12 protein-coding genes and 1 pseudogene are annotated in these 13511 nt (G+C 68.3%); 4 read left to right on the top strand and 9 right to left on the bottom strand.

What is annotated here, in order from left to right; all coding sequences use genetic code 11:
* Positions 1-171 precede the first annotated feature (171 nt).
* Positions 172-543, top strand: coding sequence for a response regulator (locus J3P44_RS19265; protein ID WP_255892086.1), 372 nt, complete (start codon positions 172-174; stop codon positions 541-543).
* Here J3P44_RS19265 and J3P44_RS19260 read toward each other — a convergent pair.
* Positions 516-2558, bottom strand: a complete 2043-nt coding sequence (locus tag J3P44_RS19260; RefSeq protein WP_255892085.1) for a hypothetical protein — start codon at positions 2556-2558, stop codon at positions 516-518. The genes J3P44_RS19265 and J3P44_RS19260 overlap by 28 nt on opposite strands.
* Entirely contained in the window at positions 2555-3883 is a 1329-nt protein-coding gene (locus J3P44_RS19255) for a GAF domain-containing sensor histidine kinase (RefSeq protein WP_255892084.1), read from the bottom strand. Before J3P44_RS19255 ends, J3P44_RS19260 begins: the two co-directional genes overlap by 4 nt.
* Before the next feature lie 227 nt (positions 3884-4110).
* Between J3P44_RS19255 and J3P44_RS19250 the strand changes: the two genes are divergently transcribed.
* Both J3P44_RS19250 and J3P44_RS19245 read left to right on the top strand, forming a co-directional pair.
* A complete protein-coding gene (locus tag J3P44_RS19250) occupies positions 4111-4869 on the top strand; it encodes an ABC transporter ATP-binding protein (RefSeq protein WP_255892083.1) in 759 nt (252 codons plus the stop codon).
* A 3-nt stretch (positions 4870-4872) separates the two neighbouring features.
* On the top strand, positions 4873-7410 hold the full coding sequence (locus tag J3P44_RS19245) for an ABC transporter permease (RefSeq protein ID WP_255892082.1): 2538 nt from the start codon (positions 4873-4875) through the stop codon (positions 7408-7410).
* Positions 7411-7457: 47 nt separating this feature from the next.
* Here the strand turns inward: J3P44_RS19245 and J3P44_RS19240 are convergent, their stop codons facing one another.
* From J3P44_RS19240 to J3P44_RS19230, 4 genes and pseudogenes are all read right to left on the bottom strand, one after another.
* Positions 7458-8144: a response regulator transcription factor gene (locus J3P44_RS19240; RefSeq protein ID WP_255892081.1), complete on the bottom strand. Its 687-nt coding sequence runs from the start codon at positions 8142-8144 to the stop codon at positions 7458-7460.
* Between the two features lie 123 nt (positions 8145-8267).
* Positions 8268-9203: a PAS domain-containing sensor histidine kinase gene (locus J3P44_RS19235; protein ID WP_255892080.1), complete on the bottom strand. Its 936-nt coding sequence runs from the start codon at positions 9201-9203 to the stop codon at positions 8268-8270.
* Positions 9204-9292: 89 nt separating this feature from the next.
* A pseudogene (locus J3P44_RS25830) lies at positions 9293-9724 on the bottom strand (GNAT family N-acetyltransferase); the annotation flags it as partial.
* A gap of 268 nt (positions 9725-9992) precedes the next feature.
* Positions 9993-10292 carry an SDR family NAD(P)-dependent oxidoreductase gene (locus J3P44_RS19230; RefSeq protein ID WP_255892079.1) on the bottom strand — a complete coding sequence of 100 codons (300 nt, stop codon included), beginning with the start codon at positions 10290-10292 and terminating at the stop codon, positions 9993-9995.
* Positions 10293-10450: 158 nt separating this feature from the next.
* On the opposite strand from J3P44_RS19230, the gene J3P44_RS19225 reads away from it, so the two are divergent.
* Positions 10451-10618: a hypothetical protein gene (locus J3P44_RS19225; protein ID WP_255892078.1), complete on the top strand. Its 168-nt coding sequence runs from the start codon at positions 10451-10453 to the stop codon at positions 10616-10618.
* A gap of 370 nt (positions 10619-10988) precedes the next feature.
* On the opposite strand, the gene J3P44_RS19220 is transcribed toward J3P44_RS19225, so the two are convergent.
* Genes J3P44_RS19220 through J3P44_RS19210 form a run of 3 tightly spaced genes read right to left on the bottom strand, consistent with a single transcriptional unit; the run spans position 10989 to position 13329 of the window.
* Positions 10989-11681, bottom strand: coding sequence for a CE1759 family FMN reductase (locus tag J3P44_RS19220; protein ID WP_255892077.1), 693 nt, complete (start codon positions 11679-11681; stop codon positions 10989-10991).
* Complete coding sequence (locus J3P44_RS19215; RefSeq protein WP_255892076.1) at positions 11678-12142, bottom strand: MarR family winged helix-turn-helix transcriptional regulator; 465 nt, start codon at positions 12140-12142, stop codon at positions 11678-11680. The genes J3P44_RS19220 and J3P44_RS19215 overlap by 4 nt, the downstream gene beginning before the upstream one ends.
* Entirely contained in the window at positions 12142-13329 is a 1188-nt protein-coding gene (locus tag J3P44_RS19210) for a CE1758 family FMN-dependent luciferase-like monooxygenase (RefSeq protein ID WP_255892131.1), read from the bottom strand. Before J3P44_RS19210 ends, J3P44_RS19215 begins: the two co-directional genes overlap by 1 nt.
* Positions 13330-13511 lie beyond the last annotated feature (182 nt).

Genomic DNA, 13511 nt, shown 5'->3' with positions numbered 1-13511 from the left:
TCGGCTCTACTTCTGAACGCTAGGTACCGCTCCAGTCCGGCGGGACCGTGGTGCCCGCCCGCGAGGGCGCCGCGACCGCACTCCCCTGGGTGGGAATCCGCCCCGCGCCGTGCGGGAAACACTCCTGCGTCCGCGGCGCCCGATCCGGCAGGCTTTGGGTAGGAGGTTCGGATGGCGGACGTGCGCGTGGTGGTGGTCGACGACCAGGAAACCTTTCGTCGCGCCGCCGGAGCCCTGGTCAGAGCCACCGAGGGGTTCGTGCTGGTGGGCGACGCCGTTGACGGCGAGGACTCGCTGGCAACGGTGTTCCGGCACCAGCCGGACCTGGTGCTTATGGACGTCAATCTCCCCGGCATCGACGGGCTGGAGGCAACGCGCCGGATCCGTGCCCTCGACAACGCGCCGATCGTGGTGCTGCTCTCGACGTACGAGCTGGGTGAGCTCGGCGCGGACCCTCTCGACTGCGGGGCCCACGCCTACGTTCCCAAGGCGGAGTTCGACTCGGCGCGGTTGCGTCAGGTCTGGAGCGACGCGGCGGGCTGATCCACGGGCAGGCCCATCGTCACGGTGCTTGCGCCGTTCTCGTCGGTGATCGCGAGATGTCCGGACAGCGCCGCGGCGCGGTCACGCAGGTGCAACAGCTCGAGCGAGTCCGGCGCGGGGCTGGACAGGCGGACCGTCAACCTCAGGTACCCCACGACCTCTCGCAGGCGCACCTTCAGATGGGGGTCGGAGAGGCGGGCCAATTCGGCCACGCAGAAGTAGGCGGCGCTCTCGACCCGGGGTTCGAACCGTCGCCCTGGTGCCAGGTCCGTGTCGACGTGGCCGTTGCCGGTTCGGACGAGCAGCTCGGCGAGCGCGGCCGGCAGGCCTTGCCTCGCCAGCTGCGCGGGGAAGACGCCCCGGGTCAAGGTCCGCAGCCCCTCCAGTGCCAGCTGAACCTCACGGTGCAGCTCGTCCAGCCGTGATTGCGACGCGGTGAGGTTCTTGTCTGTTCCAGGAATCTCCCTGAGCTGTCGCTCCACCGCCCGCAGGTGTGGGAGGACACTACGGGCCAGCTCTGACTCGAACCGTTGTCGCTCCGCGTCCTGAGCGAGGTCGAGCCGGCGGGCGGAGGCTTCGAGCGCTGCCGTGCTTGCGCGCAGGTCCGTGAGGCGTTGGGCCAGCGTCGACTCCAGCCTGATGTTGCGGAACGCGCGTCCGAGCTGGACGGCGAAGTCGGAGAGCAGACGCTGCTCCTCGGCTCGCAGAGATCTGCCGGGAGGCGTGGTCACCGACAGCTCACCGAGAAGCTCGCCCTGCTCGACGATGGGCAGCGCGTAGGCGGGGCCGGCGCCACCGGGAGAGCTCTCCGGCCAGCTCACCCGGCTTGTCAGTCCGCCCGGCAGGTCCGCCCGGATCGTGGCGCTCCGCGCGTCGACCGCACGCCCCACCGCCTGACCGACGCGGCGGAGGAGCTCGATGGTGCTGGGCGCCTCCTGCAGGCGCTTGCTGAAGCTGGCGAGCTCGAGATAGGGGGCAGCTCGGGCTCCGTACACGATCCGGCCGGCCAGCCATGCAGCGCGTTCGCGCACAGGCTGGATGGCCACGGACACCAGCGCAGTGGCCAGCAGCGAGGGCCAGAACTTGCCCTGGGTCATGGGAAACACCCTGCTGATCACGACGACGAGTCCCACGTAACCCACCGTGACGAACCCGGTGAGAACGGCGAGGATGATGGCTCGGTTGAGGAAAAGGTCGATCTCGTAGAGCCGGTAGCGCAGGATGGCGATTCCGAGGAAGACGGGGACGCAGACGTAGCCGAACATGACGGGCAGGGGCTGGACCCAGAGGGGTGCGCCGAAGACGAAGAGTGCGAGGTTGGCTACGACCCCGGCGGCAAGGCCGAGCGCGGCCAGTGCCACCCAGCGGAGCTGCTGTCGTTCGTCGCCTCGGGCGCGTCGCACCCGTAGCCACAGGGAGGCGACGGCGGCGAGCACGCCGGCGGAGATGAGCACGAATGCTGCGATCAGGGCGGTCTCCAGCAAAACGCTGGGTCCGCCGACGAGCTGAGCGTCGGCATCGAGCTGTCCAGGCGAGATGGTGCCGACCGCAGCGGTGCTGATGATCAAGCCGCTCACTGGTAGGGCCAGCGCGAGACGCCAGCGGGGCGAGGCGGGCTTTCCGTCGGGCGCCAGGAGGAAGAGCACGGCCAGGAGCGCTACGACGAAGAGTCCTCCCGTCTGGATCGACAACCAGGTCGCGAGCTCGCCGCCCGGGGCGTCACCGAGCTCGCCGGCCAGCGCGCTGTGGCCGTAGGCCCGCAGTGCGAGACCCAGCTCGCTCAGCAGCTGCCCGACCACCAGCAGCCAGCCGATCGGGTGTCCGGGGTATCGCGAGACGATCGCAGCGCCGATTCCTGCGCCGGCGATGGCGCCGATGGTGACGAGGGGGAACCCGTCGCCGATGACCACGGGGTGGACCATCGACCGGCTCGAGGCCGCCAGGAGGACGACGTGGGCGATGCTCGCAAGCACCGTGGCGCCCAGGAGCGCCCACGCCAGCCGTGTCCGGGTCACCTGAGCACCTCGCTCGTGACGAGCGTCGTGCGCGGGACCGTCAGCTGGACCGTGGTGCCCTTCCCGGGCGTCCCGTCGAGGCTGAGCTGGCCCCCCAGGGCAGTCACCCGCTCCTTGAGGTTGCCCAGGCCGCTGCCGGGCTCCTGGTCAGGCCTCAGGCCGCGCCCGTCGTCGTGGACGTTCACAGTGATCCTGTCGCGTTCCTCGACGATCCGAACGTCGATCCGGTCCGCGTCGGCGTGCTTCGTGGCGTTCTGCACGGCCTCCAGCGCACAGAAGTACAGCGCTGCCTCGACCGCCGGCGGATGCCGGCTCAAGGTGGCAGCATGGACCGCGACGGGCACCGGGTTGTTGGTGGTGGCCACGCGTACCGCCGCGGCCAGCCCCTGGTGTGCCAACGACTCGGGCAGCAGGCCGCCGGAGAGGTCCGACAGCGTCCGGGTGGCGTGGGCGGTGGCCTCTGCCTGCTCCTGGAGGACCCGGGCCGCCTGGCTGGGGTCGCTCTCGAGCAGGGCGCGGGCAACCTTGAGGTTGATCGCGAGCGCCACGAGTTGTTGTTGAGCCCCGTCGTGGATGTCTCGCTCGAGCTGGCGACGTTCACGGTCCTGGATGCTCACGAGCACCTCGCGGGCGCGACGCAGTTGCTCCTCGCGCAGCGTGAGCTCCTCCACTCGAAGGGAGATCTCCGCCCGCAGCTGCGCGGTCTCCATGACCATGCCCGCCTGGGCGGCCAAACCGCCCAACAGTCTTTCCTCGACCGGCGTCATGGGCCGGGACCGTTTCTCCCCGACCCGAAGAACGCCAAGAGGTCGGCTGGCATGCGCCACGGTGACCGAGCGGACGCCGTCGCGCGGCATGCTGTCGTAGAGCCGGGGCTCCGGCTCATCTGCGGCGGCGCCCGGCGGATAGGTCGCCACCAGGCGCAGCCGCTCCCCGACCAGGACCCACACCTGGGCCCATTCGACCCCCGTGCCCACCGCGAGCATGCGGGCGATCACCGCCGGCGCTTGCTCGCCGCCCTCGCGGCCGGCCAGCTGCCGCGGGAAGTCGGCCAGCAGGTCGTAGGCCGAGGGATGTGCGCGCTTGAGCCGGCGGGCCGCGATCGTCTCGGCACGGACCCGGACGGGCTGCAGGACGGCTGCGACCACCGCGGTCGCCAGCACGGACAGAACCAGATCGGGCGCCCCTGAACGACCCAGCAGTCGCCCGCCGCCCACGACGACGATCACGTAGATCCCGAGCGCCGCGCACGCGGCGGCGGCCCACCCGGCGAGCGACTCCCAACGCACGGCGCTCACACGCACAGCCCCGTCCCGCTTGCTCATCCCCCCAGTCTGGCCCTTCACCCGGCGGTCGGGTCAGGCGATTGACCGCCCCACCGGGAGGCGGGAATCCGCATCGCAGGGGTGCGGGTGGCCGCTGCGCGCACGCAGGAGTGTGCGGCTGACCGTCAGAGCGGTGCGCGGGACCCCCTGCCCCGGCGGTGCCCGACTGCCTGCAATAGGACAAGACCCGGTCGAGTGGCCGGTGACTTCAACCCAGGAGCTGAGAAATGACCTCAACCGCCACCACCAGCCCGGCCGTCACTGCGATCGCGGCCCGGGCCACCGGTGTCACCAAGGCGTACGGCACGGGCGACGCCCGCGTGCTGGCGCTCGACGATGTGGACGTCGCCATCGAAGCCGGCAGGTTCACCGCCATCATGGGCCCCTCCGGCTCCGGCAAGTCCACGCTGCTCCACGTCCTGGCCGGCCTAGACCGGCCCAGCGCCGGGACGATCACCATCGGTGACGCCGACATCACCGAGATGAGCGACAAGCAGCTCACGCTGCTGCGCAGGGATCGGATCGGCTTCATCTTCCAGGCGTTCAACCTGCTCCCCACGTTGACTGCCGCGGAGAACATCGCGCTGCCGTCCAAGATCGCGGGTCGCCAGCCCGACCCCCTCTGGGTGCAGTCCGTCGTCGAGACCGTCGGTCTCGGGGACCGGCTCTCCCACCGGCCCTCGGAGCTATCCGGTGGTCAGCAACAGCGCGTTGCGGCCGCCCGGGCACTGGCCGGAAAGCCGGACATCGTGTTCGCCGACGAGCCCACGGGCGCGCTCGACTCGCGCTCCGGGGAGGAGCTGTTGCGGTTCCTGCAGCACGCCGTTCGGGAGATGAACCAGACCGTCGTCATGGTCACGCACGACCCGGCCGCGGCCGCTCACGCCGACCGTGTGCTCTTCCTCAGCGACGGCGACATCGTCGACGAGATGCACAACCCCACCTCGGACGAGGTCCTCGAGTACATGAAGAAGCTAGGAGCCTGAGCCATGTTGAGTGCAACGATCAAGGGCATGCTGGCGCACAAGCTCCGGCTGGTCCTCACCGCCACCTCCATCGCATTGGGGGTGGCCTTCCTGGCGGGCACACTCATGCTCAGCCACAGCATGCAGACCGCCTTCGACAACCTGTTCGCCGACGCCAGCTCGGGGACCGACACCGTCGTGCGTAGTGAGATTGACGACGCGCAGCCACAGGCGGAAGCCAATCGCGCCACGGTGCCCACTTCGCTGCTCGACGAGGTACGCCGCGTCGATGGCGTCGCCGTCGCCGAGGGCAAGGTGGAGGGCTACGCGCTCCTCACCGACTCCGACGGCAAGCCGATGCAGCCCAGCGGCGCGCCCGCCCTCGGCACGCACCTCGCCGAGAGCACACAGCTGCGCGGAGTCACCGAGCTCCGTGCCGGGCGTGCACCCGAGGCGGCCGATGAGGTGGCCATCGACGCCACGTCCGCGGCGAAGGGCGACCTGGACATCGGGTCCCGGGTGAGAGTCCTCTTCCAGGGCCCCGCACGGACGTTTACCGTGGTGGGAATCGTCGGCTACGGCGACGCCGACGACCTCGGCGGTTCCACCATCGCCTACTTCGAGGCCCGAACCGCGCAGCGGCTCATGGGCCAGGAAGACGGTTACGACACCATCATCGCCGCAGCAGCCGACGGCGTCTCCGACGACGAGCTGGCGGATCGCGTCACCGCGGTCCTGCCGGGTGAGGTCGAGGCGGTCACCGGCGCCGCAATCGCTGAGGAACGCGCCGAGGCAGCCAAGGAGGGACTCGGCTTCCTCACCTACGCGCTGATGGCCTTCGCCGGCATCGCGCTGTTCGTGGGATCCTTCATCATCTGGAACACCTTCTCCATGCAGGTGGCCCAGCGCACCCGCGAGCTCGCGCTCTTCCGCGCCATCGGCGCCACCCGGCAGCAGGTGATGCGCACCATCCTGGCCGAGGCAGTCCTCCTGGGGGTCCTCGCGTCGGCCATCGGCATCGCCCTCGGCGTCGCGATGGCGCGTGCTCTCAGCGGGCTCATGGGAGGTCTCGGGTTCTCCCTGCCAGGCGCCCCGCTGGAGATCCGCCCCATCACCATCCTCGCCGGGCTCGTGGTCGGCACGGTCATCACCGTCGTCTCAGCGACCGCCCCGGCGCGGCGAGCGACGAAGGTCCTTCCCGTGGAAGCCCTGCGAGATGCCGCCCCAGTTGCTCCGCGGTTCTCGGTGCTGCGGTTTGCCGTCGGCGCTGTGCTGACTGTCGGCGGCGCCTCGGGACTGCTGCTCGCCCTCTTCGGGCCCGCCCACCCGGCCTTCATCGGGATCGGTGTGGTCGGAGCGGTCCTGGGGATCACCACGCTTGCGCCGCTGTTCATGCGGTCGCTGGCGGCCGCTGTGGGATGGCCGCTCCGCATGCGGGGCGTGTCCGGTGACCTGGCCCGACAGAACGCCATGCGCAACCCTAGGCGCACGGCCTCGACCGCGATGGCGCTGGTGATCGGACTGACCATGGTCGCGGCCGTGTCGGTCTTCGCGGCCTCATTGAAAGCGTCGTTCACCGACGTGCTGGAGAACCGCACCAACGCCGACCTGTACGTCATGACGCCGAGCAGCGACACCGCGGGCTACAGCCCTGAGGTCGTGGACATCGTCCGATCGGTCGACGGCGTGGACGTGGTGTCACCCACGTCGTTCGGCGCAGGTCTGTTCGACGGCAAGAAGGGGCAGTTCACCTCCATCGATCCCGGGACCGTCGAGAGCTCGCTCGAGATGGGGATGCTCGAGGGTGAGGCCGCGGCCCTGACCGATTCCGGCGTCCTGGTCAAGGAAGGCCTGGCCGAAGCGCATGGTTGGGAGGTCGGCGACACGATCTCCGGCGCGTTCCCGGGAGACCAGGCTGCGACTCTCGAAGTGCAAGGGATCTACGACGGCAAGGGCTTCGTCAACACCGACTACGTGATCTCCGGCTCCGCGCACACCGCGTACTTCCCTGACCGGCTCGAAGGTACGTCCATGGTGCTCGTCGAGGACGGCGCGCGTGTGTCCGTCGTCAAGGAGCTCATCGCCGACGCGCTGGCGAACCAGCCCGACGCGACGGTGATGGACCAGGAAGAGTTCCAGGGCGCGATGGGGAAACTCATCGACCAGCTGGTGAGCTTCGTGACCGTGCTGCTGCTCCTGGCCGTGGTGATCGCGCTGCTGGGCATCGTCAACACGTTGGCCCTCTCGGTTTTCGAGCGGACCCGTGAGCTCGGGTTGCTGCGAGCGGTGGGCATGACACGCGGACAGGTCCGAGCGATGGTCCGCTGGGAGTCGGTGATCATCTCTGTCATCGGAGCGCTCCTCGGTGCCGTGCTCGGGATCGGCCTCGGCCTGTCGCTGAGCAGGGCGCTCGCCGACATGGGGATCGACCAGATCGCCGTACCTGTGCCGCAGCTGCTGCTGTACGTCGTCGCGGCAGCCGTCGCGGGAATTCTCGCGGCGGTCGGACCGGCGCGCAGGGCGTCCAAAGTGGACGTGCTCCGGGCGGTCGTCAGCGAGTGACCCCACGACGGAGGGCCTTCCCGGCAAACACACCCGGGAAGGCCCTCTCACGTGGGCGGCGGATTCCCGATACCGCCAGCCTCGAGGTAGGCCAGCACGGCGGTCACCCGGCGGTTCACCTCCGACTCCTCGCTCAGCTGGAGCTTCTGGAAGACCGCCGTGATGTGCTTCTCCACCGCCCGCTCGCTCATGAACAGCGTCTTGGCGATCGCTGAGTTGCTTCGCCCCATCGCCATCTGCTGCAACACCTCCGACTCCCGCTCCGTCAGACCCAGCAGCGGAGACGCTGCCTGAGCGGTGCTGCGCCTGAGCAACCCCTCCACCACCTTCGGGTCCAGCGCAGACCCGCCACGGGACACCTCGTGCAGCGCCCTTACCAACTCTTCGACCTCAGACACCCGCTCCTTGAGCAAGTAACCCAGCCCTGCGACACCGTCCTTCAGCAACTCGAATGCGTAGTCCTCCTCGACGTACTGCGACAAGACGACCACGCCGGTGCCCGGGTGCCGTGCCCGAATCTGCCGCGCTGCGTCGATCCCCTCGGTCGTGAACGTGGGAGGCATGCGGATGTCGGTCAGCACGGCGTCCGGCTGGTGCTTGTTGACCGAAGCCATCAACGACGCCGTGTCCGCAACAGCCTCGAGGAGCTCGACCTGGTCGGATGTGGCCAGCAAGGCTGCTGTTCCTTGGCGCACCAAGAAGTTGTCGTCAGCGAAGACCACGCGCAGCCTCATGGGACGACGGTATCCCGGCCCGATCTGCCCCGCAGGTCAATGTGTCTCGCCGACCGGCAGAGCGACCCCCTCCCCCGCAGAAAGTTGATCCCAGCCGGGCGCCCGCACCTCCAACGGCGACGGTCAGCTCTCCGGCGCGGTCATACCCGCCGCGAGCGGAATCGTTGCGACGATCCGGGTTCCGTGCGGACTCGCTTCCGAGACGAGGAGTTCACCATGGAGCGCTTCGATGCGGTCCCTGATGCCCTCCAGCCCCCCGCCGCGTGTGACCTCCGCTCCTCCGACACCTTCGTCGGAGATCTCCACACGCAAGGTGTCCTCCGCCAACGTCGTGGAGACCGAGCACCGGCACGTGCCGGCATACTTCGCGACGTTGGTCAACGACTCGGCGCACAAGAAGTACGCGCCGATCTCCACCGCCTCCGGCAGCCTTCGATCCACCTCGCACCGCAAGGCGACCTCCAGGGTGCTGCGCGCCGCAAGGCTCTGCAGCGCAGCCACCAGGCCGAACTGGGTCAGGGCGGCCGGGTGAATCCCCCGCGCGACATCACGAACGACGTCCACGGTCTCCTCCACGTCTCGGATCAGATCCTCCACCATCTCGACCGCCCTGGCCGGGTCGCTGAAGACGAGGCCGCTCACCAGCCGGAGGCTCATGAGCTGGGTGATCAACTGCTGTTGCACGCCGTCATGCAAGTCTCGTTCGATCCGACGGCGAGCCTGGTCGCCGGCAGCCACCAGACGTGCCCGTGATGCAGACAAGGCCTCGCGAGCCTCGACCATCTCAGTGATGTCGACACCGAAACCACCCATCAGGTCATCACGGATGGGAAAGTAGAAGGCTCGAAACCACCCCATGGCATCGGGACCATGCTCGGGCCGAGGTCCGCGCGCTGTGATCGCCTGCGTCTCACCAGTGGTCCGGGCTTGGTGCAGCGCTTCTCGGTACGGTCCGACGAACTCCGCAGGGACGAGATCGAAGATCGGCGCTCCCACCTGCACCTCCTCCAGCGGCCAGGGCTCGCTCGCGTAGACCAGCCTGTCCTCGCCATCGACCACCGGTCGAGGAGCAGTTCGTAGACGAGCTCACGACCGTCTTCCTCGTCCCACTGTTCACCCCCGAGGGCGAAGGGAAACCGCGCGAGGGTCGCCAGCGACGCCCCATTCTCGGGACTGATCGTGGCTCGAACGATCGGGATCCGCTCAGCGTGGGCCCAGGCGAGCGCGGCCGCCAACATCGCTCGACCGTATCCGCGCCGCCGGTGCGCCGGATCAACTGAGTAGGCCACCTCGACCATGCCGCGGCCATCTGGCGGACCGTGGAAGCCGACGTGGCCAACGACCACGTCCCCATCGACTGCAGCACGGGCAATCCAGTCCGCTACTGAACGATCGCGCTCGATCTGGGGGACACGGATGTCCCACAACCACCCGTGCTCGACGAAGTACGGCGTCAACGAGAGACCGGCGATGGTCGAGGCCGACTCGAGATTCCCTTCGAGCAGCGCCCGTAGAGCGCCGACCGGGAGGGGCACGAGGCGTATCGAACCGGCCGTGGCAAGCTGTGGCGGAACGCTCATGGTGAGCTCCTTCAGGCGGGTCATGATCCACGCTACGCGCGGAGGCCTGTGAGTGAGATCGGGGCGGACCGCCCTGGAGCGGGCGACGGCCGAAGCGCCCCGGGCGGCAATCCACGCCGGACGTGCGGGTGGCCCTCTTCTGCTGTGCGAGCCCGCGCCGCCTATGTGAAGGAATCATGACGACGATTGGTTCCGCTCCGCCCTTGCATCTGAGAGATTCGGCAGGTGACGGAGCTGCCTGGAGACGCCGAGATCCTCTTCAGGGCATTCATGGACAGGATCCCTGTCGCGGCGTGGGGAGCCCACCACCGACAAGCCTGGAACCACGCTCGGCGATGGCATTGCTCCACTCCTCGGGAGCAACCAGGAACCGTCCTGAGCGGAGCGCAGTGAGGGCAATCCTGGCCACGTCGTCGGGGTCGTCGCCGACCACGGACATCGCGGTTCGGACCAGGGCGGGGCACAGCAGCGTCACGGAGATGTTGCTGTCGGCGAGAGCGATTGCGGTCTGCTCGGCGACAGCCACTACTGCGTGCTTCGTAGCCGCGTAGGCCCCGCCGCGCGTCACTGCCGACTAACTCGGCCCCTCCGCGACGTATCCGACGCCGAGATCAGCATGCGTTGAGCGCAAGCCCGGCAGGTCACAGAACGCAACGCCCGGTCGGCTCGGCTCGCAGACCCTCGGCCGGTTCTCTGATCAGCCGACCGCTCCCTGGAATTCTGTGCATGGCTCAGCCAAGCCGAAGACGACGCAGCCCCTCACAGGGCGCGTGTGAGGTCGTCCACCCGGTCGGGCGGCAGACGGTGCAGCTCGCCGACGCGGGGTACGCCCGGGTCGTCGGTGCCGTGGTCGTGGACCTCACCCCCGAGAACGGCCGGGTGCCAGAATCGTGATGCGGTTGTCGTGGCGTGGCACCAACGCCTGAGTCCCAATCGCTCGGCACGACTCGGCTCTGCAGCAGCCCCGGACGCTCCTCATCGCGTCCGCGCGCACAAGGCCTCCTGGACGCGACCGAGCGCCTCGTCAAGATGCCGGGAGGGTCGCTAATCCGGCCTTGGAAGCGCGTCAATCAGTCCTCGGCGAGATCTCACGTCGAGTTTGGCGAAGACCTTGCCTAGGTGCCACCCCCAACGTCCGCGCGATGAGGAACGGTCGTGCCCCAATCTCAGGGTTGGTGAGGCCGTCGTTCGCGAGCTGGGCTATCTCGGGTCGGCTCGCTCTCAAGAGCCCCGGCCTGGTGCGCTCGCCCCAAGGTTGTCCGGCTCAAGCTGACCCGCCGGCGGCGAGGCGCATCAGCTCGCTGCTGAAGTCCACGCCGTCGATTGATCGTTGGGCCTGTGTCGCGTTACCGCCGAATCGGTGCTGATATCCATCCCAGTTGCTGGCGGCTATGTCGCGAGGTGCGCCGCTTCGCACAAGCAGGGCGAGCTCGGTGGAGGCGCGGGCGATCCGTTTGCCGAGGTCGGCGGATCCCCAGTCCTCTGGCGCGGCATAAAGCGACGTCGGCGTCGCGATGGCGCGAAGGAAGGCGAAGAGCGGGCGCAACTGTTCGTCCACCACCATGGCGTGCCGAGCGGTCCCGCCGGTCGCGGCGAGGATCACCGGCTTGGCGATGAGCAGGTCGTTGTCGATGAGGTCGACAAAGGACTTGAACAAGCCGCTGATCCCGGCCTTGTAGATGGGCGTGCTGGCGATAATCGCGTCGGCCGCGGCGAGTCGCTCGATCGCTTCTTGAACTTGCGGACTCGGAAAGCCTGAGACTATTGATTGGGCGATGTCGACGGCAATGGGGGCGAGGTCGATCACGCTGAGGGTTGCTTCGAGTCCAGACTCCCGGAGGGTGTCGACCGTTTTCTGGGCGGTACGATCCGCGAGCAGTCGAGTCGATGAAGGGTCGCTGACGCCCCCGTTGACGACCACGACGCTTGCCGTGGCCAGAGGGGTCGGGTCATTCATGAGCGGTTCCTTTGGGTGCTGGTACGACTGGCGGATGTGAGTGCGCGGCTGAGCGCGGTGAGGGTCTCGAGCTGGGCAGGCTCAAGAGCGCGGGTCATTGCGGTGGCGACGTGCCGCGCGTGGGCACGGCCCAGACGGTGTTGCTCCTCCATCCCCCGGGCGGTGAGGCGGATCCTCCGCGCCCGCGCGTCGTCCGGGTCGTCGCTCCGCTCCACCAGGCCTCGCTTCTCGAGCCTGCTGACCAGGCGTGAGATCCCGGCCTGGGTCAGCAAGACGTCGTCGCACAGGTCGGACATCCGGAGCCCGTCGGCGGCCGCGGACAGGGCATAGAGGACTCCGTACTCGCGGGGCAGCAGGTCACCCCAGTCGCCTTCGCGCTCGAATTCGATGCTGAGGGTGGCCTGCGCCCGAAAAAGGGCCTCCCAAGCCTCGTTGGCGAGTCGGATGTTGGGGTGTCTCATCACAGGGCCACCGGGAAATGGGCTTCGATGCTCGGGTCGCTGTCCTGGTAGGGCGAGGTGCCCGACAGGTTGTCGCCGCGGTTCGGGTTCGGGCGCGGTTGGCGAGCTTCCCCGTCGCCGTACTTGGCCGCCACCAGGGATGCGTGCGTGGGCGCGTCCGGGACGTTCGGGCCACGCCGAGACTCAAGTTCCTCGCGGAGCAGGGGAACCACCTCGGTCCCGAGCAGCTCGACCTGCTCAAGGGCTACGTCTATCGGCAACGCGAGACCGTCGACAGCGAACAGCTGTCGCTGGTAGTCGCCGAACCCCTCCTGGAAAGTGAGGACCTTGTCGATGACCTCCTGCGGGCTGCCGACCGTCAACGGCGTGGAGGTCATGTAGTCCTCCAGCCGCATGCCTCGGAACACCGGGTAGTTCTCGAAGTACGGACGGAACGCGTTGACCGCGTCCTGCGAGCGCTTGGCGATGAACGACATGCCGCCAAGGCCCACAATCGCCTGGTCCGCCGTGCCATGGCCGTAGTGCTCGAACCGCTGTCGGTATAGGTCGACCAACGGCTTGAAGTGAAAGTTTGGCGCCAGGATGTGGTTGGCGAAGAAGCCGTTGCCGTAGAACGCGGCTTGCTCGGCGATCTCGGGCGTGCGGATCGAGCCGTGCCACACGAACGGCGGGACGTCGTCCAGCGGTCGCGGGGTCGACGTGAAGCCCTGGAGAGGAGTCCGGAAGCTTCCCTCCCAATCCACCACGTCCTCCCGCCACAACCGGTGCAGGAGGTTGTAGTTCTCCAGCGCCAGCGCAACACCTCGGCGGATGTCCTTGCCGAACCAGGGATAGACGGGCACCGTGTTGCCCCGACCGACCATCATGTCCAGCCGGCCCTGCGCCACGTGCTGCAGCATCGCGTAGTCCTCCGCGATCTTCACAGGGTCATTGGTGGTCATCAGGGTCACCGACGTGCTCAGCGTGATCCGCTTCGTCACCGCGGCTACGTAGCCCAGCAATGTGGTCGGTGACGACGGGACGAAGGGCGGATTGTGGTGCTCGCCGAGTGCGAACACGTCGAGCCCGACCTCATCGGCCCGCTGCGCGACCCGGATCATGTTGCGGATCCGCTCTGCCTCGCTGTAGGTGTGGCCGGTCGTCGGATCCGGGGCGATGTCACCGACCGTAAAGACTCCGAACTGCACTGCTTCTCCTCTCGGCGCGTCCGCAACATGCATGACTGCGCGTGTCTGTACAACAACTTGACTGCGCAAGTATTCCTTCTATTCCTGTGTCCACACGGGGCCCGGGCGGAGTACCAACGCGCGGCAAGCCACCCACGAGGTTGCAGGGTGGAACCCGAGCCAGGTCCCGGCTGTTGCCGGAA

This window comes from Nocardioides astragali (assembly GCF_024436375.1).
GTDB classification, from domain to species: Bacteria; Actinomycetota; Actinomycetes; order Propionibacteriales; family Nocardioidaceae; genus Nocardioides; species Nocardioides astragali.
This window is presented reverse-complemented; position numbering and strand designations above follow the sequence as displayed.